Source organism: Mesorhizobium sp. CAU 1732, assembly GCF_039888675.1.
Lineage (GTDB): Bacteria > Pseudomonadota > Alphaproteobacteria > Rhizobiales > Rhizobiaceae > Aerobium.
The window spans coordinates 1,446,928-1,466,693 of the sequence record NZ_JBDQQR010000001.1 but is presented as its reverse complement, the minus strand read 5'-3'; the positions used below and the strand labels follow the sequence as shown (position 1 = coordinate 1,466,693).

General features: G+C 63.9%; 21 protein-coding genes. 8 read left to right on the top strand and 13 right to left on the bottom strand.

Annotation, left to right across the window (positions count from 1 at the left end; genetic code table 11):
- Positions 1-12: 12 nt before the first annotated feature.
- The 4 genes from AAFN55_RS07175 to AAFN55_RS07160 all read right to left on the bottom strand — a co-directional run bounded on the left by AAFN55_RS07175 (position 13) and on the right by AAFN55_RS07160 (position 2,966).
- Positions 13-600 (bottom strand): histidine phosphatase family protein, encoded by a 588-nt coding sequence (locus AAFN55_RS07175; protein ID WP_347800213.1) that lies wholly within the window; start codon positions 598-600, stop codon positions 13-15.
- A gap of 52 nt (positions 601-652) precedes the next feature.
- Positions 653-1,468 carry an enoyl-ACP reductase FabI gene (gene fabI / locus AAFN55_RS07170; protein WP_347798169.1) on the bottom strand — a complete coding sequence of 272 codons (816 nt, stop codon included), beginning with the start codon at positions 1,466-1,468 and terminating at the stop codon, positions 653-655.
- Positions 1,469-1,528: 60 nt separating this feature from the next.
- Positions 1,529-2,479, bottom strand: coding sequence for a DnaJ C-terminal domain-containing protein (locus AAFN55_RS07165; RefSeq protein WP_347798168.1), 951 nt, complete (start codon positions 2,477-2,479; stop codon positions 1,529-1,531).
- A gap of 88 nt (positions 2,480-2,567) precedes the next feature.
- Positions 2,568-2,966 (bottom strand): RT0821/Lpp0805 family surface protein, encoded by a 399-nt coding sequence (locus AAFN55_RS07160; RefSeq protein WP_347798167.1) that lies wholly within the window; start codon positions 2,964-2,966, stop codon positions 2,568-2,570.
- A 114-nt stretch (positions 2,967-3,080) separates the two neighbouring features.
- Here AAFN55_RS07160 and pdxH point away from each other — a divergent pair, with 114 nt between their 5' ends.
- Both pdxH and AAFN55_RS07150 read left to right on the top strand, forming a co-directional pair.
- Entirely contained in the window at positions 3,081-3,695 is a 615-nt protein-coding gene (pdxH, locus tag AAFN55_RS07155; protein ID WP_347798166.1) for a pyridoxamine 5'-phosphate oxidase, read from the top strand.
- Positions 3,692-3,898 carry a DUF2283 domain-containing protein gene (locus AAFN55_RS07150; protein WP_347798165.1) on the top strand — a complete coding sequence of 69 codons (207 nt, stop codon included), beginning with the start codon at positions 3,692-3,694 and terminating at the stop codon, positions 3,896-3,898. The genes pdxH and AAFN55_RS07150 overlap by 4 nt, the downstream gene beginning before the upstream one ends.
- On the opposite strand, the gene AAFN55_RS07145 is transcribed toward AAFN55_RS07150, so the two are convergent.
- Together AAFN55_RS07145 and AAFN55_RS07140 are read right to left on the bottom strand one after the other, a co-directional pair.
- Positions 3,895-4,647, bottom strand: coding sequence for a crotonase/enoyl-CoA hydratase family protein (locus tag AAFN55_RS07145; protein WP_347798164.1), 753 nt, complete (start codon positions 4,645-4,647; stop codon positions 3,895-3,897). The genes AAFN55_RS07150 and AAFN55_RS07145 overlap by 4 nt on opposite strands.
- 14 nt (positions 4,648-4,661) lie before the next feature.
- Positions 4,662-6,437 (bottom strand): acyl-CoA dehydrogenase family protein, encoded by a 1,776-nt coding sequence (locus AAFN55_RS07140; RefSeq protein WP_347798163.1) that lies wholly within the window; start codon positions 6,435-6,437, stop codon positions 4,662-4,664.
- A 328-nt stretch (positions 6,438-6,765) separates the two neighbouring features.
- Here AAFN55_RS07140 and AAFN55_RS07135 point away from each other — a divergent pair, with 328 nt between their 5' ends.
- Positions 6,766-7,842, top strand: a complete 1,077-nt coding sequence (locus tag AAFN55_RS07135) for a GH25 family lysozyme (RefSeq protein ID WP_347798162.1) — start codon at positions 6,766-6,768, stop codon at positions 7,840-7,842.
- Here AAFN55_RS07135 and purD read toward each other — a convergent pair.
- On the bottom strand, positions 7,839-9,122 hold the full coding sequence (gene purD / locus AAFN55_RS07130) for a phosphoribosylamine--glycine ligase (RefSeq protein ID WP_347798161.1): 1,284 nt from the start codon (positions 9,120-9,122) through the stop codon (positions 7,839-7,841). The genes AAFN55_RS07135 and purD overlap by 4 nt on opposite strands.
- Positions 9,123-9,253: 131 nt before the next feature.
- Here purD and AAFN55_RS07125 point away from each other — a divergent pair, with 131 nt between their 5' ends.
- The 3 genes from AAFN55_RS07125 (at position 9,254) to ubiA (ending at position 10,860) form a co-directional block, all read left to right on the top strand.
- Entirely contained in the window at positions 9,254-9,442 is a 189-nt protein-coding gene (locus AAFN55_RS07125) for a type II toxin-antitoxin system VapB family antitoxin (RefSeq protein WP_347798160.1), read from the top strand.
- Positions 9,439-9,807: a type II toxin-antitoxin system VapC family toxin gene (locus AAFN55_RS07120; RefSeq protein ID WP_347798159.1), complete on the top strand. Its 369-nt coding sequence runs from the start codon at positions 9,439-9,441 to the stop codon at positions 9,805-9,807. Before AAFN55_RS07125 ends, AAFN55_RS07120 begins: the two co-directional genes overlap by 4 nt.
- A gap of 69 nt (positions 9,808-9,876) precedes the next feature.
- The gene (gene ubiA, locus AAFN55_RS07115) at positions 9,877-10,860 is read left to right on the top strand and encodes a 4-hydroxybenzoate octaprenyltransferase (protein WP_347798158.1); all 984 of its coding nucleotides are present in this window, start codon (positions 9,877-9,879) and stop codon (positions 10,858-10,860) included.
- 10 nt (positions 10,861-10,870) lie between these two features.
- On the opposite strand, the gene AAFN55_RS07110 is transcribed toward ubiA, so the two are convergent.
- The 3 genes from AAFN55_RS07110 to AAFN55_RS07100 all read right to left on the bottom strand — a co-directional run bounded on the left by AAFN55_RS07110 (position 10,871) and on the right by AAFN55_RS07100 (position 14,107).
- The gene (locus AAFN55_RS07110) at positions 10,871-11,434 is read right to left on the bottom strand and encodes a DUF6101 family protein (protein ID WP_347798157.1); all 564 of its coding nucleotides are present in this window, start codon (positions 11,432-11,434) and stop codon (positions 10,871-10,873) included.
- 264 nt (positions 11,435-11,698) lie between these two features.
- Positions 11,699-13,123: an FAD-binding oxidoreductase gene (locus tag AAFN55_RS07105; protein ID WP_347798156.1), complete on the bottom strand. Its 1,425-nt coding sequence runs from the start codon at positions 13,121-13,123 to the stop codon at positions 11,699-11,701.
- Between the two features lie 9 nt (positions 13,124-13,132).
- The gene (locus tag AAFN55_RS07100) at positions 13,133-14,107 is read right to left on the bottom strand and encodes an L-threonylcarbamoyladenylate synthase (protein WP_347798155.1); all 975 of its coding nucleotides are present in this window, start codon (positions 14,105-14,107) and stop codon (positions 13,133-13,135) included.
- A 168-nt stretch (positions 14,108-14,275) separates the two neighbouring features.
- On the opposite strand from AAFN55_RS07100, the gene AAFN55_RS07095 reads away from it, so the two are divergent.
- Positions 14,276-14,674, top strand: a complete 399-nt coding sequence (locus tag AAFN55_RS07095) for a hypothetical protein (protein ID WP_347798154.1) — start codon at positions 14,276-14,278, stop codon at positions 14,672-14,674.
- A 101-nt stretch (positions 14,675-14,775) separates the two neighbouring features.
- The gene (locus AAFN55_RS07090; protein ID WP_347798153.1) at positions 14,776-15,201 is read left to right on the top strand and encodes a hypothetical protein; all 426 of its coding nucleotides are present in this window, start codon (positions 14,776-14,778) and stop codon (positions 15,199-15,201) included.
- A 541-nt stretch (positions 15,202-15,742) separates the two neighbouring features.
- On the opposite strand, the gene glyS is transcribed toward AAFN55_RS07090, so the two are convergent.
- Genes glyS through AAFN55_RS07075 form a run of 3 tightly spaced genes read right to left on the bottom strand, consistent with a single transcriptional unit; the run spans position 15,743 to position 19,743 of the window.
- Complete coding sequence (glyS, locus tag AAFN55_RS07085) at positions 15,743-18,184, bottom strand: glycine--tRNA ligase subunit beta (protein WP_347798152.1); 2,442 nt, start codon at positions 18,182-18,184, stop codon at positions 15,743-15,745.
- A 3-nt stretch (positions 18,185-18,187) separates the two neighbouring features.
- Positions 18,188-18,784 carry a cysteine hydrolase family protein gene (locus AAFN55_RS07080; protein ID WP_347798151.1) on the bottom strand — a complete coding sequence of 199 codons (597 nt, stop codon included), beginning with the start codon at positions 18,782-18,784 and terminating at the stop codon, positions 18,188-18,190.
- Positions 18,781-19,743, bottom strand: coding sequence for a glycine--tRNA ligase subunit alpha (locus AAFN55_RS07075; protein WP_347798150.1), 963 nt, complete (start codon positions 19,741-19,743; stop codon positions 18,781-18,783). Before AAFN55_RS07075 ends, AAFN55_RS07080 begins: the two co-directional genes overlap by 4 nt.
- Between the last annotated feature and the right edge of the window lie 23 nt (positions 19,744-19,766).

The following is a 19,766-nucleotide window of genomic DNA, read 5'->3' as shown; positions in this document are numbered from 1 at the left end:
AACCTTCCTGGCCTACAGCCAGTCGAGCCGCCCGTCCTGAAGGCGAAGCACGCGATCCTGCGGGATGATGAGTGCTGCACATTCCCCCTGCGTCATCGTCTCCGTGAGACGAAACACCGACCGCACTATGCCGCCATGCGTGACACAGACCGTCTCGCGCTGCAGGCCCTCGAACCACGGCCTGATGCGCTCGGCCAGGTCGTCATAGCTCTCGGCGCCCGCGCCCGGCGGCAGGAAATTCCACTTGTCCACCTCCCGCCTTACGAAGCAGCCGGGCTCCGTGGCTTCGAGTTCCTCGAAGGTGTGGCCCTGCCAGTCACCGAAATGGACCTCCACCAAGACCGGGTCGGTCCGATAGTCCTTCGGCGGCAGGTTCATCTGCGTCCGGATATGCTCCATCGTATCGCGGGTGCGCCTCAGCGGGCTCGCAACGAAGTCGAATTTGGACGGGTCGGAAATGAGCTCGGCAAGTTTCCGGCCGTTGCGATCGGCCTGTGAACGCCCCTTGGCGTTCAGGTCGGTATCGACCTGACCCTGCAAGCGTCCTTCGGCATTCCAGTCCGTCTCGCCGTGGCGCACGAAATAGACGATGCGATCCAACATAAGCATTCCGAATGCGTGATTTTGCGTTCGTCCGGGACCGTCGGCGGTCCTAGACGGTCGAGATGTCGGGTGCGTCCACTGCCTTCATGCCGACGACGTGATAGCCGGCATCGACATGGTGAACCTCGCCGGTCACGCCGCGCGACAGGTCCGAGAGCAGATAGAGGCCGGAGCCACCGACTTCCTCGATCGACACGGTCTTCTTCAGCGGCGAGTTGTACTCGTTCCACTTCAGGATGTAGCGGAAATCGCCGATGCCGGATGCTGCGAGCGTCTTGATCGGGCCGGCGGAGATCGCGTTGACGCGAATGCCGTTGCTGCCAAGATCGACCGCGAGATAGCGCACACTGGCTTCAAGTGCTGCCTTGGCCACGCCCATCACGTTGTAATGCGGCATGACTTTTTCAGCACCGTAATAGGTCAGGGTCAGCAGCGACCCACCATCGGTCATCAGCTTCTCGGCACGCTTCGCGACAGCCGTGAAGGAGTAGACCGAGATATCCATCGTGCGCTGGAAGTTCTCGCGCGACGTTTCGACATAACGGCCGTCGAGTTCGTCCTTGTCGGAGAAGGCGATGGCATGGACGACGAAGTCCAGCTTGCCCCACTTCTTCTCGATGCCGTCGAAAACAGCATCGACGCTTGCCATGTCGGTCACGTCACAATCGCCGGCGACATACGCGCCGCCGAGTTCGGACGCGAGCGGCTCTACACGCTTGCGGAAAGCCTCACCCTGATAGGTAAGCGCCAGCTCGGCACCCTGGTCGGCACACGCCTTGGCGATGCCCCAGGCGATGGAGCGATTGTTGGCGATCCCCATGATGAGACCGCGCTTGCCTGCCATAAGGCCGTTACCTGCCGTCATGTGACGCTTCTCCGCATCGTCGGATGTTTCGAAGCCCTATCGCACAGCCGGTTGACGGCTTCAAGCTTGCGGCGTGCCTGCCTTGCCTGCCGCCCAAACGCGCATCAGGGCCTCGAGTTCGGCATCGCCGCCTTCCGGCAACATGATACGGACATGGGCGTAGAGGTCGCCGTGTCCGCCTGCTTTCAAGGGCAGGCCCTTGCCCTTGATCCGCATCGTCTTGTCCGAACTGGACCAAGCGGGAACGGACATCGCGACGCGGCCGAACGGCGTCTCGACGGCAACCTTGGCGCCCAGAACAGCATCGGACAGGGCAACGGGCACGTCGACATGAAGGTCGCGCCGTTCGATTCGGTAGAGAGGGTGGCTGCGGAAGCGCACCTTGATGAGCGCATCGCCTGGCTGACCGAATGGCGAGGCCTCGCCCTGCCCCTTGAGGCGGATCGTCTGGCCGTCCTCGACATAGGCAGGCAGCTTGATGCTCATCTTTCGCCCGTCGGGAAACGCCACCGCGACCTTGGCGGCGGTGGCCGCCTCTTCGAGCGTCACGTCGAGATTTGCATTGAGGTCCGCGCCGGCTGGAGCCTGCTGTTGCTGCCCGCCCGGTCCGCGCCTGAACGCCTGACCGAAAATCTCGCTGAAAATATCGCCGGAATCCGCACCGGGTCCGCCGCCCCTGAACTCGAACTGCGCGCCACCCGGCCCGCGCCCGCCGGCACGTCGAAACGCGCCGAACGGATCGCCACCGCCAGCCGCACCGGCTGCGCCGTCAAAGCCCGCGAATCGCGGTTTACCATTGGCGTCAATTTCGCCGCGATCGAACTGGCCACGCTTGGTGTCGTCGCCGACGACTTCGTAGGCCTGGTTGATCTCGGCGAACTTGTCCTTCGACTTGGGGTCGTCGGGGTTCTGGTCGGGATGGTATTTCTTCGCCAGCTTGCGGAAAGCCGACTTGATGTCTTTCGCAGAGGCGTTCTTCGCAACGCCCAGGACGTCATAGGGATCGCGCATGTGCTGACTGCCGGGAGAGAGTTCGGGTTTCGACCCCTATATGCGCGCAGCTAGGAAGAAATTCCAGTGCGATCGGTCGATTTCGTGGCTATTCGACCCTTGCGAAGGCTTTCATGACCCAGGACTTGCTGTTGCCCAGGCACGTCTCCCCGCGATACATGTGAATGCCCTCGAAGCTTTCGCGCGAGGCAGTGAAACTGCGGCAGAGGAAGCCTGCATCACGCGTTTCTATAACATCGCGTATCGTCCCGCGCGAGCCGGTGCCCGCATTCGCCCAGCCCATGCCGGCTTCGCCGATATCGTCCACCGCCGCCGACGAGACCGCATTGCGAATCGTCGCTTCGTCGGAAACCGTCGCCGCATCCTGCACGACCGGCGCGTCGCGCGAGATCGAACCCGTCACGATCGACGTGTCCGGCACGGCATCCTCGAACGAAAAACCCTTGGTTCCGCAGCCCGCAAGCGAGATCGCGGCCGCGAGGCACATGGGCCTACGCAGCTTGTGCCAAGGGAAAGCTCCCCTGCACCACCGACCAAAAGCTTGCGCCGCACGCGCCAATCGGCAATCTCCCTGCCAGCCCCATTGCCTAAAGGTGTAATCATGGCCGGAACAGGGTTAACAGAGAGTGATTTTACGCAAAGCGTCGAGCCCTATGCGCTGTTTGCGCGCTGGCTCGCCGATGCGACCGCCTCGGAACCGAACGATCCGACGGCGCTTTCGCTGGCGACCGTCGACCCGGACGGCATGCCGAACGTGCGCATGGTGCTGCTTAAGGGCTTCGACGAACAGGGTTTCGTCTTCTACACGAATTATGAAAGCGCCAAGGGCCGCGAGCTTCTTTCGGCGATGAAAGCCGCGATGTGCTTCCACTGGAAAAGCCTTCGCCGGCAGGTGCGCATACGTGGCATCGTGGAAACGGTGACCGACGCGGAAGCCGATGCCTATTATGCGACACGCCCCAGAGGCAGCCGCATCGGCGCGTGGGCGTCGGCGCAGTCGCGTCCGCTCGAAGGCCGGTTTGCGCTCGAAAAGGCCGTCGCGGAATACACCGCGCGCTATGCGATCGGGGAGATTCCGCGGCCCAGCCATTGGTCGGGCTTCCGCATCAAGCCGACATCGATCGAGTTCTGGCACGACAGGCCGTTCCGGCTGCACGACAGGGTGCTGTTCGAAACGGACGGCCAGGGCTGGAACAAGACGCGGCTCTATCCATGAACGGCACAGCGATGCCGAGCCTCACATACGATGCCCGCAGCAACATGGCCTATGTCCGCCTGTCCAACGCGGAGGTCAGCGGCAGCGAAGAGGTCTCGCCGGGACTCGTCATCGACTATGATGAGGATGGGAAGATCATCGCCATCGAGTTCCAGGATGCTGCTGCGCAGTTGCCGGCCGACGTTCTGGAAAAAGCGGGCTAGCCCTTCTTCCGGTTCATGAATGCCATGAAGGCGGCGCGCGCCTCGTCGGACTTCAGCCTGGCGCGGAAATGCACGCCCTCTTCCTTGATGCGCGCGACCAACGCCTCGCGCGAACCAAGCATCAGATCGCGCGTGATCTTCAGCGCCTCCGGTGGCTTGGCCGCGACACGATCGGCAAGATCGAGCGTCGAGGCCTCGAGATCGTCTTCGGGCACCACGTCGTAGATCAGCCCCGCGGCCTTGGCGCGGTCGGCCGAAAAGCCTTCACACAGGCCGAGGAGCGCGAATGCCTGCTGGCGGCCCAGAAGGGCCGGCGCAATCAGGCTCGACCCCGCCTCCGGCACGATGCCCAGATCGACGAACGGCGTCCTGAATTCGGTACGCGGCGTGGCAAGCGTCAGATCGCAATGCAGGTTGATCGTCGTGCCGATGCCGACGGCGATGCCATCGACGCCGGAGACGACCGGCTTCGCGGCGGTTGCGAGCGCCGTCAGGAAGTCGAACACTTCCATGCCGCCATCGCCGCCGGTGGCGACGACCATGAAGTCGGCGAGATCGTTGCCCGAGGAGAATGCGCCGGGGACGCCGAAGATGACATGCACCCGCACGGCATCGTCCGCGTCGCCATCGGTCAGCGCCTTGGCCATCGCGGCATACATCGCCCGCGTGATGGCGTTCTTCTTGTCCGGACGATTCATCCGGACGATCTGGACAGCGCCGCGGCGCTCAACGACGATGTGGTCGGTCATCGATCTTTCCTCCATCACGATGCCAGCGCGGCCTGTGCCTCGGCGAGGCTGGCCCCGCCCATGGTCACGCGCCGCCGCAGGGCCGCCGCTTCGTCCACCAGATTTTCGGCGAAGAACCGCGCAAGCGCGACGCGCCCGGCATCCTGCCCAGCCAGCGCACCTCGGACGAGATAGGCGCCACCAGCCGCCAGGGCGAAGAGACGCAGATACGGCGTCGCGCCGGCAAGCGCTTCCTCGATACGGCCATCGGCCAACGCGTCATGCAAGAAGTCGGTGGCGTCGGCGAATTCCTCGATGGCTGCATCGCATCGCTCCGCCGTGCGGCCGAAACCCTCGTTGTTCGATGTGCGCAGCGCCTCGATGTCGGCCTTCAGTTCACCGATATAGCCCTTGATGTGCGATCCGCCGGCCAGTGGGAGCTTGCGCATCACGAGATCGATCGCCTGGATGCCGTTCGTGCCTTCATAGATCGGCGCGATGCGGGAATCGCGCAGGAGGGCTGCAGCACCGGTTTCCTCGATATAGCCCATGCCGCCATGGATCTGCAGGCCGATCGACGCGACATCGACGCCGATATCGGTCGAAAACGCCTTGGCGATCGGCGTCAGCAGATTGGCGCGTTCGTGCCAATGGGTTGCCTCGTCGCCCTCGCTTGCCTTCGCCATGTCGAGCGCGTGGGCGCAGGAGTAGGAAATCGCGCGGGCGATCTGGGTCAGCGCCTTCATGGTCAGAAGGTTTCGCTTCACGTCCGGGTGGTGGACGATCGGCGCCATGCCCTCGCCCTTGTAGTCCCGCGCCTTGCCCTGTCGGCGATCCTCGGCATAGGCCAGCGCCTTCTGGCGCGCGGCTTCCGCGACCGCGACGCCCTGCATGCCGACGGCGAGGCGCGCATTGTTCATCATCGTGAACATGCAGGCGAGGCCCTTGTTCTCCTCCCCGATCAACCAGCCGATGGCACCCGGTGCGCTGTCCTTGGCGAAGCCATCGCCATAGATCATCGTACAGGTGGGCGACGCGTGGATGCCGAGCTTGTGCTCGATCGACGCGCAGAACACGTCGTTGCGCGCGCCCAGCGATCCATCCTCGTTGACGAGGAACTTCGGCACCAGGAACAGCGAAATGCCGCGTGTGCCTGCCGGCGCATCGGGCAACCTTGCCAGCACCAGATGCACGATGTTGTCGGTGAAATCGTGCTCGCCATAGGTGATGAAGATTTTCTGGCCGAAGATGCGGTACGTGCCGTCATCGGCGCGCTCCGCACGAGCCCGCAGGGCCGCAAGATCGGATCCCGCCTGCGGCTCGGTGAGGTTCATCGTCCCCATCCACGCGCCGGACACGATCTTTTCCAGATAGATGTCCTTCAGTTCCTGCGACGCATGCTGCTCCAGCGCCTCGATTGCGCCCATCGTCAGCGTCGGTCCGATGCCGAATGCCATGGAGGCGGAGTTCCACATTTCGAGGGCTGCAACCGACAGCATGGTCGGCAGGGCCTGCCCGCCATATTCCTCCGGACCGGTCAGCGAGTTCCAGCCACCCTCGACCCAACGCTGGTAGAGCTCTTTCCAGCCGGGCGGCATGGTCACTTCCGCGTCCTTCAGGACAGCACCGTGCTCGTCGCCGATCTTGCGCAGCGGGGTGACTTCGTCGGTGGCGAAACGGCCCGCTTCGGAGAGGATGGCGTCGACCAGGTCCTCGGAAAGGTCGCCCAAGCGCCCCTCTTCGAGCGCCTTGCCCAGCCCCGCGACGTGCTTGAGCGTGTGAGCGATCTCTTCCACCGGCGCGCGATACATGCGTATTTCCTCCCTCGATCCAACCCAGAACCCTGCCCTCGATGAGAGGCTGCGTCCATGCTGGTGCTTCAATGCAGAGAGCTAGTTTCTTTTGACGTAAACGTCAAACGTTGGAGCGATGCATCTGTCCCGCCTTTTGGCTGTGCTGATCGGGGAATAACGTCCCACCGGTTCCGTTATCGCAACGTGATCGGCGCGGAGTCGTTTCGTTAACCATGTCCCTGCACGATCGTCGCTTGTTCTCCATCGGAGCGAACCGTTGCAACTCATTCGATCGTTAGCCGGACCTCTCCGACGCGTCATGCCGGCGCTTGTCATGGCATTTGTGATGGCTTTGGCTTCAATTGGCGCGACGCAGGCCAACGATTTCTCCCAACCCTGGAAGCGCGACGATCGCGCCATCGTACTCGACGCCTATGAGAACAATCCGATCGACTGGACCAGGCTTTCGACCGACAAGCGTATCGTGGGCTTCATCAACAAGGGTTCCGACGGGCTGCCGCCTGCCTATCGCTGCAAAGGCAGCGACACCGAGCAGCGTCTTTGTAAGGCGCTGTGGCTGCGCTATTCCGTTGCCAAGGAACTCTATCAGACACGTCGAACCCTTGCGAAATCGCTCGGAATGGAGTGGGGCGTCTATCATCTCGGGCGGCCGGGCAATCCGATCGACCAGGCGAACCACCTGATCGACTTCGCGCAACCGGGACCAGACGATCTCATCGCGATCGACATCGAGGAAAACGACCCCGCCAAATGGATGTCGCTTGAGGATGCCGAGGAGTTCTCGCGCCACATCCAGCGCCGGCTTGGCCGGTTCCCGGTGCTCTACACCAACGGGTCGACCGCGCAGTTCATCGCCGACAATCGCGACCGCTATCCGCTCTTGTCGCGGCTGCCTCTGTGGTATGCGCGCTACAAGCAGGAGATCGGGCTGCACTTCCCTAAAGGAAACTGGCAGACCTACGCGCTATGGCAGTTCTCCTCACAAGCCAATTGCAACGACAAGACCTGCCACTATCGCGTGCCGGGCACGCAGAACGACATCGACGTGAATGTCGCCTCCATGGACGCCGATGCGTTGCGGGAAGCATGGCCCTTCGGTGGCCTGCTGGACGTCCCCGAGCCGTTGATCGCCAAGGTACCCCTGCCCTTCCAGCGTGACCTCGCGCTGGCGGGAAGCGTGCAACTGACATGGGCCTCGGTGACGCCGATGCTTGCCTCAACGCCTTCATTCGCCGAGGACATTCCATTCATTCATGCGATCGGCGTTGCCGAACTGCTGGCGGCCCGTCACGATATCGCGCTCGGCTACGCGCTCAACGCGACCGGAGCGGGGATCGTCGCGATCGACAGCATTCTCACCGGGGCGGTGCGCAAGTGGTCGCGCACCACCATGCCGAACTAGGCTTTCGCCTCGGCCTCGCGCCGAACTGCCTGCCAGCCGATGTCACGACGGCAGAACCCTTCCGGCCAGTCGATGCGGTCGACCACGGCATAGGCGCGTGTCTTCGCTTCCGTGACCGTGCTGCCCAGGGCCGTCACGCTGAGCACGCGACCGCCGGCCGCGACCAGCCTGTCGCCCTCGCGCCGGGTTCCGGCATGAAAGACCAGCGTGTCATCCGACGCGGCTTCGTCAACGTCGGCGATCACGCTGCCCTTTTCCGGCGATGCCGGGTAGCCTTTCGCGGCCATCACCACCGTCAACGCCGCCTCGTTTCGCCAACGCACGGACATGTGCCCGAGCTGGCCATCGACGGCCGCATTCATCAGCACGAGCAGATCGTCCTTCAAACGCATCATGAGCACCTGGCATTCGGGGTCGCCGAAGCGCGTGTTGTACTCGATCAGCTTCGGGCCATCCTTTGTGATCATCAGGCCAGCAAACAGCATGCCCTGAAACGGCGCCCCGATCTCCTTCATGCCGCGCATGGTCGGCTCGACGATCTCGCGCATGACGCGCGCCGTCATTTCCTCCGTCATGACGGGGGCGGGCGAATAAGCGCCCATGCCGCCGGTGTTCGGCCCGGTATCCCCCTCGCCAACGCGCTTGTGATCCTGTGCGGTGCCGAACGGCAGCGCCGTTTCGCCGTCACAGATGCAGAAGAAGCTCGCCTCCTCGCCCTGCATGAACTCCTCGACGACGACTTCCGCGCCCGCGTCGCCGAACGCGCCTTCGAAGCATTGGTCGATCGCGTCAAGCGCCTCATCGAGCGTCATGGCAACGGTCACGCCCTTGCCGGCCGCGAGGCCATCCGCCTTCACGACGATCGGCGCGCCGACGCTGCGCGCATAGGCTTTTGCCTTCGGCGCATTGTTGAAGCGTCCGTAGGCTGCGGTCGGAATGTCGAACCGCGCGCACAGATCCTTGGTGAAGCCCTTCGAGCCCTCAAGCTGCGCGGCAGCGGCTGACGGGCCGAACACGCGAATGCCGGCGGCAGCCAGATCGTCGGCGAGACCCGCGACGAGCGGCGCTTCCGGTCCGACGACGACGAGATCGATCGACTTGTCCTTCGCGAATTGGATGATCGCCTGATGATCGGACACATCGAGCGCGACGCATTCGGCTTCCTGAGCGATTCCGGGATTGCCCGGTGCGGCGTAGAGCTTGGTCAGCAGGGGCGATGCCGCGATCTTCCATGCCAGCGCATGCTCGCGCCCGCCTGATCCGATCAGAAGTACGTTCATCCTGCCGATTCCCAGTATCCGTTGAGTTCAGCATTCCGGTATGCGGATCGGATACCGTGGTCAAGAAATCTCGCGCCACTGCGCATTGATATCGACATCATATGATGACATCATTGATGCAGGAGAATTCTATGCGCACCACAATTGCAATGGACGACGATCTCATTTCGCAGGCTCAGGCCTATACGGGCCTGACGGAAAAATCTGCGCTGGTCAGGGAAGCCCTCAAGGCATTGATCGAGAGAGAAAGTGCGATGCGCCTGGCTCGTCTCGGTGGCACCGAACCTGATCTAACGGCAGCAGCCCGGCGGCGCTCTTGATCTTGGTCGATACCTCGATCTGGGTTGACCATCTCAATCACGGAGACGACCGCCTCATCTCCGCTTTGTCCCGTACGCAGGTTCTCTCGCATCCGTTCGTACTGGGAGAAATCGCGTTGGGAAATCTACGCCAACGCGACCTGGTTCTGGGCGAAATGCGAAACCTGCCCAAGGCTGTCGTTGCTTCGGACACCGAAGTCCTCGACCTGATCGCGCACCACCGCCTGTTCGGGCTCGGGATAGGGTACGTCGATGCTCATCTGCTCGCCGCGACTTTGCTGACGGCAGGCTCCAGCCTTTGGACCCGAGACAAACGACTTGACGCCGTAGCGAAGACCATCGGAGTTTCCGCCGATTTCGAATGAGCAGGCTCCGGCTTCCCCGGACAAGGTGTCGTCTTGACGCCAACACGCGGCCCTGCCACTCCATCAACCATGGATGACATTCAGTCGAGAGAGAGTCAGGGGCGCGTTGCCGACGCACCGTCGGGCCATTGGGTCTACCGCACGCTGCCGCGCTGGCTCTGGCCCTACGCGCAGCTCGCGCGCTGGGATCGCCCGATCGGTTTCTGGCTCCTGATGTGGCCATGCTGGTGGTCTGCCGCCATGGCCGCAGCAGCGCACGCTGCGCCGGGTGCGGCGCTCACTGACGTGCTTCCCTCGCCATGGCATCTGTTCCTGTTCCTGGCCGGCGCCATCGCGATGCGCGGGGCGGGCTGCACCTATAACGACATCGTCGATGTGGACATCGACGAGCAGGTCGCACGGACCCGCTCGCGACCGTTGCCGGCAGGCAAGGTGACCCGTCGCCAGGCATGGGCGTTTCTGTTCCTGCAATGTCTGGTCGGCCTCCTCGTGCTGCTCCAGTTCAACTGGTTTGCCGTACTGGTCGGCATAGCGTCGCTCGGAACCGTCGCGATCTACCCGTTCATGAAGCGTTTCACGGACTGGCCTCAACTCTTTCTGGGATTTGCATTTTCCTGGGGCGCCCTGATGGGTTGGGCCGCGCATTTCGGCTCGCTCGAGCTTGCACCGTTGCTGCTTTATTTCGGCTCGATCCTGTGGGTGATCGGCTATGACACGCTCTATGCACACCAGGACAAGGAAGACGACGCGCTGGTCGGCGTGCGTTCCACCGCGCGGCTGTTCGGCGACAGGACCAAGCAGTGGCTGATCGCTCTCTATGGCGGAGCACTCTTGTTTTTCGTTGTGGCATTCGCCAACGCCGCAGTGCCGATGCCGGCGCTGGCCGGTCTGCTGGCTGCCGGTGGCCATATGGCGCGGCAGATCCGGGTCCTCGACATCGACGACCCGGACCAATGTCTTCAGTTGTTCAAGTCCAACTCGGTGGTCGGCTGGCTGATTTTCCTCGGCCTTATCGGCGGCGGCGTCTGGGCGACGATCAGCCCGAGCTTCTGACCAATTTCAGTCAGCGGCGGGCGATGATCTCCTCGCCGTCCACTACGAGGCGCATGCCCAGATTGCCGGACTTGCGACGGGCAAGAAAACGCGGGCGGCGCTGACGCGATACACTGCCCTTGCGGCGCTCCGACGGCTGACCCTTCTTGACGAGGCCGATCGACTCTTCCAGCGTCCGGGCAATGCCGTCAGCCTCGATCAGCAGCATCGGCAGACCATAGGCTTCCGACCATGCGTGCCAGTCGGCCGCGACATCGTCGAGGTCATGTGCAACCAGAAGCGGCACCGAGAGCGACGGGTCATTATGCAGCAGTTCCAGCGTGACCGTCACGTTGCCTTCGCTATCCTCGAGCGCGCGGGCGGCGACACCGCGAAACGCGCGGCAAGGCAGCACCAGCGTCACGGGCAGCTTGCTGCTCGTCAAGATCCGCTTCACCGTCGCGCCGCGATGGTCGATCGTGAGGGTCACGTCGCCGAGTTCGTCACGCGCGGCGTACGAGACCGCCTGCGGGAGCCTGAACGGATCGAGCCTCATGTCGGAGCCGGCCCAGACGGGCTTGAGCTGGGTGTTCATTCGTTGCGCCTTCCTGTCTCTCCTGAGAGCCGGTATTCCGGTCCCTCACGGGCGGGTAATCCCGCCTCGTTATGACCGTGAGACTAGGCGCGCGCTCACTCCTCCCGACTTAAGAAGTTGGGTTAAGGCTTTGTGGCTTTTGGGGATGGTTATCGATTTGCGACCCCTCGCAAGGATCGCGAAAGGTCTCTGAACAGAGCTTTAAGCCCCTGTTCTCCGCATGTCGTTGACCCGAAACCGGTTCCCACTTTCGGGCGACATGCTCTAAATGACCTTGTTGGGGTTCATGATCCCGGCCGGGTCGAATGCCCGTTTGACGCGGCGCATGAGGTCAATGGCGACGGGCGGAGCGGTCGCGATCAGTTCGTCCCGCTTCATGCGGCCAATGCCGTGCTCGGCTGAAATCGAGCCGTGAAACGACCGCACGACGGTGTGGACCGCATCGTTCACGGCGCGATAGCGCGCAAGAAACGCGTCCGGCTCGCCGCCTACCGGCTGCGAGATGTTGTAGTGAAGGTTGCCGTCGCCCATGTGCCCGAAGCACACCAGACGTGCCTGCGGCTCGAGCGTCGTCACAGCCGCCCATGCAGCCGGGATGAAGTCCGGGATCGAGGCGACGGGCACCGACACATCGTGCTTGATCGACGCCCCTTCCGGCTTCTGGGAATCCGACATGGACTCGCGGAGCCTCCAGAACGCGCCCGCTTGCGACAGGTTCGCGGCGATGGTCGCGTCGCTCACCATCCCTAGTTCCAGACCCTCGCCCAGTATCTCCTCGATCAGACCACGGGCATCGTCGGCCGAGCGACCCGACGATATCTCCATCAACACGTACCAGGGGTAGGCTGAGGCGAGCGGCGCAACCGACCCATCGATGTGCCGGACGACGAAGTCGAGAGCCCGGTCGATCATCAGCTCAAACCCCGTGAGGCTCGCGCCGGCTCGATCGGACGCCAATCCAAAGAGCTTCAGCGCTGCTGCGGGGCTCTCGACGCCGATCCACGCGACCTCGCGGCCCTTCGGCTTGGGGAACAGCTTCATCACCGCGGCCGTGACGACACCGAGCGTGCCTTCGGCGCCGACGAAGAGGTTCTTCAAATCGTAGCCGGTGTTGTCTTTCTTCAGCTTGCGCAGATCGTCCAGCACCTCGCCGGTCGGCAGAACGACCTCGACCCCGAGACAGAGGTCGCGCGCATTGCCGTAGGCGAGAACCCCCGTGCCGCCGGCATTCGACGACAGATTGCCGCCGATCTGTGCCGACCCCTGAGACGCGAGCGACAGAGGGAAAAGCTTGCCCACCTCGTCCGCCGCATCATGCAGCGCCTGAAGCACGACGCCGGCTTCGGCGGTGATCGTGTTCGAGGCCACATCGACCTCTCGAATGCGGTTCAGCCGCGACAGCGACAGGACGATTTCGCGTGCGGATTCGTCCGGCATCTGCCCGCCGACAAGCCCCGTGTTTCCGCCCTGCGGTACGATCGGCGTGCCGGCTTCCGTGGCCAGCCTCAGGATTGCGCTGACCTCGTCGACGCTGCCCGGTCGCAACACGAGCGGGGAGCGGCCTACAAACAGGCCTCGTCGTTCGGTGACGTATGGCGCGACGTCGTCCTCCGCGCGAAGGGCATATTTCTCCCCCACGATGGAGGTGAAACGGTCGAGGATGGCTGGATCGAGTGTCTGTGTAAGCATGGCGGGAAACTACCGCGCGTCCTGGGAATTGTCACGGGGCGCGGCCGCGCGGCGCAGGCGATCGTTGATCGCCTCGCCAAGACCCTCTTCCGGGATCGTTTCGACGGCGATGACGATCGCGCCGGTGCGATCGAGCGCCTGGAGGTGGCTGTAGAGATTGGCGGCAGCTTCGCGCATGTGCCCCTTCTCCGACAGATTGAGCATCGCCACTGCCCGGTTCGCGCCGGCGATGCGGGTCGGCCCGAAAGCCAGCAACGCCTCGCCATCGCGCACATCCGCAGCTTCCAGCCGGATCGACGCGTCGGGCGCATAATGCGACAGCATCATGCCCGGCGCTTCGATGCCGGCCTCCCCGCCGCGCGTGACCTTGACTCCGAGAACGGCTTCGATCTCGCCGGCCGTGACCCCGCCCGGCCGCAGGATGCGCAGCGCGTCGGGGCTTATCTTGACGATGGTGGATTCGACGCCGATCACCGTCTGGCCGCCATCGGCAACCAGCTTGACGCTGTCGCCCAGATCATCGTCGACGGCCTTGGCGGTCGTGGCCGTGATCCGTCCCGACGAGTTCGCGGAGGGCGCCGCGATCGGCCGGCCCAGTTCCTCGATGATCTCGCGCGCGAAGCCGCGCGGCATGCGGATCGCAACCGTATCCAGCCCGGCCGTCACCAGCGGATGGATACCGTGCCCCTCGCGCAACGGCAGGACCAACGTCAGCGGCCCCGGCCAGAAGCCGCCTGCCAGCACCATCGATGCCTGATCGAAGATCGCAATGCGCTGGGCCATCTCCATGTCGCAGACATGGACGATCAGCGGGTTGAAGCGCGGCCTGCCCTTCGCCTCGAAGATGCGCGCGACCGCCTCGCCATTCGTCGCATCTGCGGCGAGCCCGTAGACGGTCTCGGTCGGGAGCGCGACGAGTTCGCCCGCCTCGAGCAGGTCGAGCGCGGGATCGAAGGCATGTTCGAGCGGCAGTATGTTGGCCAAGGCAGGCTCCGGATAAGACGGGACTGCCTAACGCGGCCCGCCCGCGGCGACAAGTACCGCTGCGTCACCGATTTGTTAATCGCACCGCGATAGACTTCATGACCGTTGGTTTTGTCTCAGCCGTCCGCGCCTCACCGCAGCCGGCTGTCCGTTGCTGGTGCCGTGTCCATGCGTCGACTTCTTGCCGGGCTGATGCCCCTCGCGATTGCCGCCTCCGGCGAGGCATCGGAGTCCTCCATCCATGCCGCGCCCGACGCGGCAGCCGGATCGAGCGTCTCGATCGTCCGGCTCGGCGATACGGAAGCGCGGGCAGGCAATTCTGTGGAGACGCCCGTCGTCATCACCGTCCCGGACAGCCTTGAAATCAGCCCCTCGGTCATCGCATCCGACCTCGATGCGCTTCCCGCAGGCGATGAAGCCATCGCCACCACGGACGTGGACGATGCGCGCGAACCGATCGCGTGGCGGGCTGAGGCGTTTCCGACGATTATGCGCGGCGGCGTGACGGGCGACCCCTTTGCCGTCAGCAAGCCGGTCGAGGCGAACACACCCGTATCGGCGGACTGACCGGGTTCGCGAACCGAGTCCGATTCGCGCCACATGCTGTTGTTTTTGAATCTCTTTCGGGTAGACCGTTCTGCGCATCGTCTTTGCCGCAGGGGGCTGCCATGATCGAACTCACCATGAACTTCGTCCTGAAGTTCATCCACATTTTCGGCCTGATGCTGGGTGCGGCGTCTGGGTTCGGGGCGATGGTGGTGACGCGGCAAATACGGCGCGGGGCAGTCCCCTCGCCGCAACTTACGGCGCTTCGCCCGCATTTCGGGCGGCTGGGTTTGGCCGGCATCGTGCTGATCTGGCTGTCGGGCCTCGGCCTGTGGCTGTTCCGCTACGACATGATGGACCTCGGCGAGGCCTACACAGCGAAGCTGGTCATCTCCTTCCTGCTGCTCCTCGTGATCCTCGTCCTGAGCGTTGCGATGAGCAGGATGCAGGGGACGGTCACGCCGCCCTCCTGGATGCGCATGCTGGGCATGACGACGCCCATCCTCACTCTGGCGGCGATGGGGCTCGGCGTCTGGGTGTTTATCTGACGGAGCGCTCTTCTTCTCCCCGTTTACAGGGAAAGGTGGCACGTCGTGCGGGATGAGGGCCGGCACCAACTTATCTGACACTTGGTCCCAATCCCGTGCCGGTCGCCCTATCTTTTCGCAAAAGCATCCAACGTTCGCGCTCGCCCTCATCCACCAGCCCCGCCCTCCGCTATGGGGTACACGGGATGGGTGGGGCGGGAACGGGTGAGCGCCGTATTTGCCCCATCCTGCGACTGAAGCGGCGAGGCATGGATCCCCGGGTCTGCGCAGTCACTTCGTTCCTGCTCCGCCCGAGGATGACGAAGCGGAGTAGGGATTGTTCCGACAACCGTCACCGTTTCGAATCTCGGAGCGAAATCAATACGCTTCGTCATTCTCGGGCGACCGGAGCGAAGCGGAGGGAGACCCGGGAATCCATGCCTCGACAGTATATCACAGGCGGGATGGTTCCGATGTTCCGCCGATCTCCGGTGGCGGTCGAGCGCGGAGTCTGTCGCGTTGCGGGGATTGAATAGCCGAGCGCGATTTCGCGCCCAGCCGGTCAGCCTGCGATCCGGGAGAAGTCCGCGACCTGTCCTGTCGCGTGACGGATGCGGGCGAGGAGGGCCAGGCGGTTGGCGCGCACGGCCTGATCCTCATCGTTCACCAGAACGGCCTCGAAGAACGCATCGACGGGTTCGCGGAGCGTGCTGAGCGCGAGCATGGCGGCGGAAAAGTCCTGGTTCTGAACCGCTTGCGCCGCGTTGTTCTCGGCCTGATTCACCGCTTCGAACAGCCGCGCCTCCTCGTCCTGCCTGAACAGGGCGGGGTCGACTTCGCCGGCAACCGCGGTTCCCTTCTTCTCCTCGGCTGCCAGGATGTTGGCGGCGCGCTTGGTGCCGGCGAGCAGGTTTTTCCCGTCCTCGTTGTCGAGGAAGATGCCGAGTGCCGCGACCCGCGAGGTGACGAGGAGCAGGTCGTCATTGGCCGCTGAAGCCGTGTTCTCCCCGTCAACGGGAGAGATTGGCCCGCTGCCGCCACTCGCCAGCACGGCGTCGATCAGGTCGTGCCGCGCACCCTTGTCGCGCAAGTAGACCTTGAGGCGGTCGTGGAAGAAGGAGAGGAGGTCTGAGAGTATCCACTTGATAGGACGAACTTCTCGATCACCATACTCGCCACGATCGTCTTCAAGTACGACCGCTGAGGGAATTTTGAACTCGTCTGGTAGACGGAAAGTGAGATGGTCGTTGTCACACTCATTGAGCGTCGTTACGGGCTCACCCCAGTGTTGCGAGATCGTTCCGCTGACTGATACTGGGAGTAGAGCTACACGGCCACCGTCACGCTTCTCGATGCGCAGTGGGTAGTGCGCGTGCAGATGACTACGGACCAGTTCCGTACGAGCAATGTGAATCGCGTTTGCAATCTTCAACCGCACCCCATTCTCCACCAAAATCCTGATCACCCCCAGCGCCGCCCGGCGCAGCGCATACGGGTCCTTGCTGCCCGTCGGCTTCTCGTCAATCGCCCAAAAACCGACCAGCGTGTCGAGCTTGTCGGCCAGCGCGACGGCAATCGAGACCGGGTCGGTCGGCACGACGTCGGACGGGCCTTGCGGCTTGTAGTGCTCTTCGATCGCGGCGGCGACGGATGCGTCTTCGCCTTGAAGAACCGCGTACTTCCGGCCGATCGCGCCCTGCAGTTCGGGGAATTCGCCGACGACTTCCGTCGGCAGATCGGCCTTGGCGAGCAGCGCCGCGCGGGCCGCCAGATCGGGGTCCGCACCGACGACCGGAGCGATCTCGCGCGCAAGCGCCAGGATGCGCTGGACGCGCTCGCCTTGCGTGCCGAGCTTCGCGTGGAAGGTCACATCCAGATGATCGAGCCGCGCCATGCGCTGGTCGAGCGGCTTCTTGAGATCGAGCCCTAATTTTTCGGCCGATGCGGCAAGTTTGTCGAGGTCCGGCAGGTCGGCCTGATCGGTCTTCCAGAAATGCACGGCGTCCGACAGGCGCGCGCGCACGACCTTGCCGTTGCCATAGGCGATTTCCTTGCCGCCATCCTTCGCCTCGATGTTCGACGTCAGGATGAAGCGGTTGGCGAGGCGCTCCGTCTCGCCCTGCGGCCGCGTGACGAAGCACTTCTGGTTGGCGCGGATGGTGAGGCGGATGACCTCGGGCGGGATGTCGAGGAAGCTCTCCTCGAACTCGCCCATCAGGACGACCGGCCATTCGACCAGGCCCGAGACCTCGTCCAGCAGGCCTTCGTCCTCGATCACGTCGAGACCGTTCGCGAAAGCGAGGTTCCGGGCGTCGTCAAGGATGATGCGCTTGCGGCGCTCGGCGTCCAGCACGACCTTGGCGGCTTCCAGCTTGGTCACGTAGTCGTCGAAGCGGCGCACCACGATCGCGTCCGGCGCATGGAACCGGTGGCCGTAGGTGACGTTGCCGGACCGTATGCCGTCGACCTCGAAATCGACCACGACCGGCTCCTCGGTCTCGGGACCGAAGGTGCAGAGGATCGTCTGCAAGGGGCGCACCCAGCGCAGCGAGCCGGGCTTGGCAGACGCGGCACCCCAGCGCATCGATTTCGGCCACGGGAAGTCGCGCACGATGCGCGGCATGATTTCGGCGATGATTTCTTCCGCCCCCCTGCCCGGCTTAGACAGATGCGCGACGTAGAACTCGCCCTTCTTGGGATCGGTATGGACATGCGCCTGCGACAGGTCGCTCAGGCCCGCCTTGCGCAGGAAACCCTGCACGGCCTGTTCCGGCGCGCTGGTCGACGGCCCCTTGATCTCCTCGCGCACGTCCTTCGAGCGGGCAGTCAAGCCGCGAATGTCGAGCGTCAGCCGGCGCGGCGTCCAGTATTCGGTCGCGGCTTCGTATGTCAGGCCGGCATCGACCAGACCGTCGGTGACCAGCTTCTTCAGGTCGCCCGCAGCCTTGCGCTGCATGCGTGCGGGTATCTCTTCACTGCGAAGTTCGAGAAGCAGGTCGGGCATGGTTTAATCCAGAATGTCGGCCGTGCGGCAGACGATCGAGAAGCGGTCGGCAAGGGCTGCCAGTTCGGCGCGGTGGAGGTCGGCGGCGGACAAGACGCCGGAGCCATCGACATGCGGGAGGTCGCGCGTCGCGGACGCGTCGGACAGGACGGTCGTCTGGTAGCCCAGGTCGAGCGCCGCGCGGGCGGTCGCCGACACGCACATATGCGTCATGAAGCCGGCGAGGATCAGCCGCTTGCGGCCGGCCTTCTCCAGGACTTCCGCGAGGCCCGTTCCGGCAAAGCCGTTGGGCAGGCCCTTTTCGACCACCGTCTCGCCGACGCGCGGTTCGGCCTCGTCGGCGAAGGCGAAGGCGGTCTTTTCGGGATCGAACAGCCCGCCCGGCTTGCCCTTGTGCTGGACATGGACGATCGGCGTGCCGGCCCCGCGCGCGGCGGACAAAAGCGCGGCGATGTTGGCGAGCGCCGCCTTGCCGTCCGGCAGCGGCAGCGCGCCGTCGACATATTCACGCTGCGCATCGATGACGACCACGGTCGCTTCGGAGAGCGTGGGCGGGGTCAGGTTCGCACCGGCAAGCTGGAGAAGTGTCTTCGCGCTCATGCCGCTTTTCCTTCCGTCCAGCCGAACCCGCCGGCTTCTGTTGCAAGAAACGCTTCGCCGCAGGCCTTGGCCAGGTTGCGGACCCGCAGGATGTAGCTCTGGCGTTCGGTGACCGAGATCACGCCGCGCGCATCGAGCAGGTTGAAGGCATGGCTCGCCTTGATCGCCTGGTCGTAGGCGGGAAACACCATCTTGTGCACCGGCCGGTTGTCGCTTTCCTTGGGCGCACCGGCATCGAGGAGCGCCTTGCACTCCCGCTCGGCGTCCTCGAAATGGCGCAACAGGATGGCCGTGTCGGCATGCTCGAAATTGTGCCGCGAATATTCCTGCTCCGCCTGTAGGAACACGTCGCCATAGGTGACCTTCTCTGCGCCTTCGCGGCCGTTGAAGTTCAGGTCGTAGACGTTGTCGACGCCCTGCACATACATTGCGAGACGCTCCAACCCGTAGGTGAGTTCGCCCGCGACCGGCGCGCATTCGATGCCGCAGACCTGCTGGAAATAGGTGAACTGCGAGACCTCCATGCCGTCGCACCAGCATTCCCAGCCGAGGCCCCAGGCGCCCAGCGTCGGGCTTTCCCAGTCATCCTCGACGAAGCGGATGTCGTGCAGCAGCGGATCGATGCCGATCGCCTCCAGCGAGCCGAGATAGAGTTCCTGAAGGTTCGAGGGGTTCGGCTTCAGAATCACCTGATATTGGTAGTAGTGCTGGAGCCGGTTCGGGTTCTCGCCATAGCGCCCGTCCTTCGGCCGGCGCGACGGCTGCACATAGGCGGCGTTCCACGGCCGGGGCCCGAGCGCACGCAACGTCGTAGCAGGATGGAACGTGCCGGCGCCGACTTCCATGTCATAGGGCTGGAGCACGACGCAGCCATAGGCCGCCCAGTAGTCGTGCAGCGTCAGGATAAGCCCCTGGAAGGAGCGGCTCGGATGCATATGGGCAGGCTTGTCGGTGGTCACGGCATGCCTCTGAAGGGCTGTGG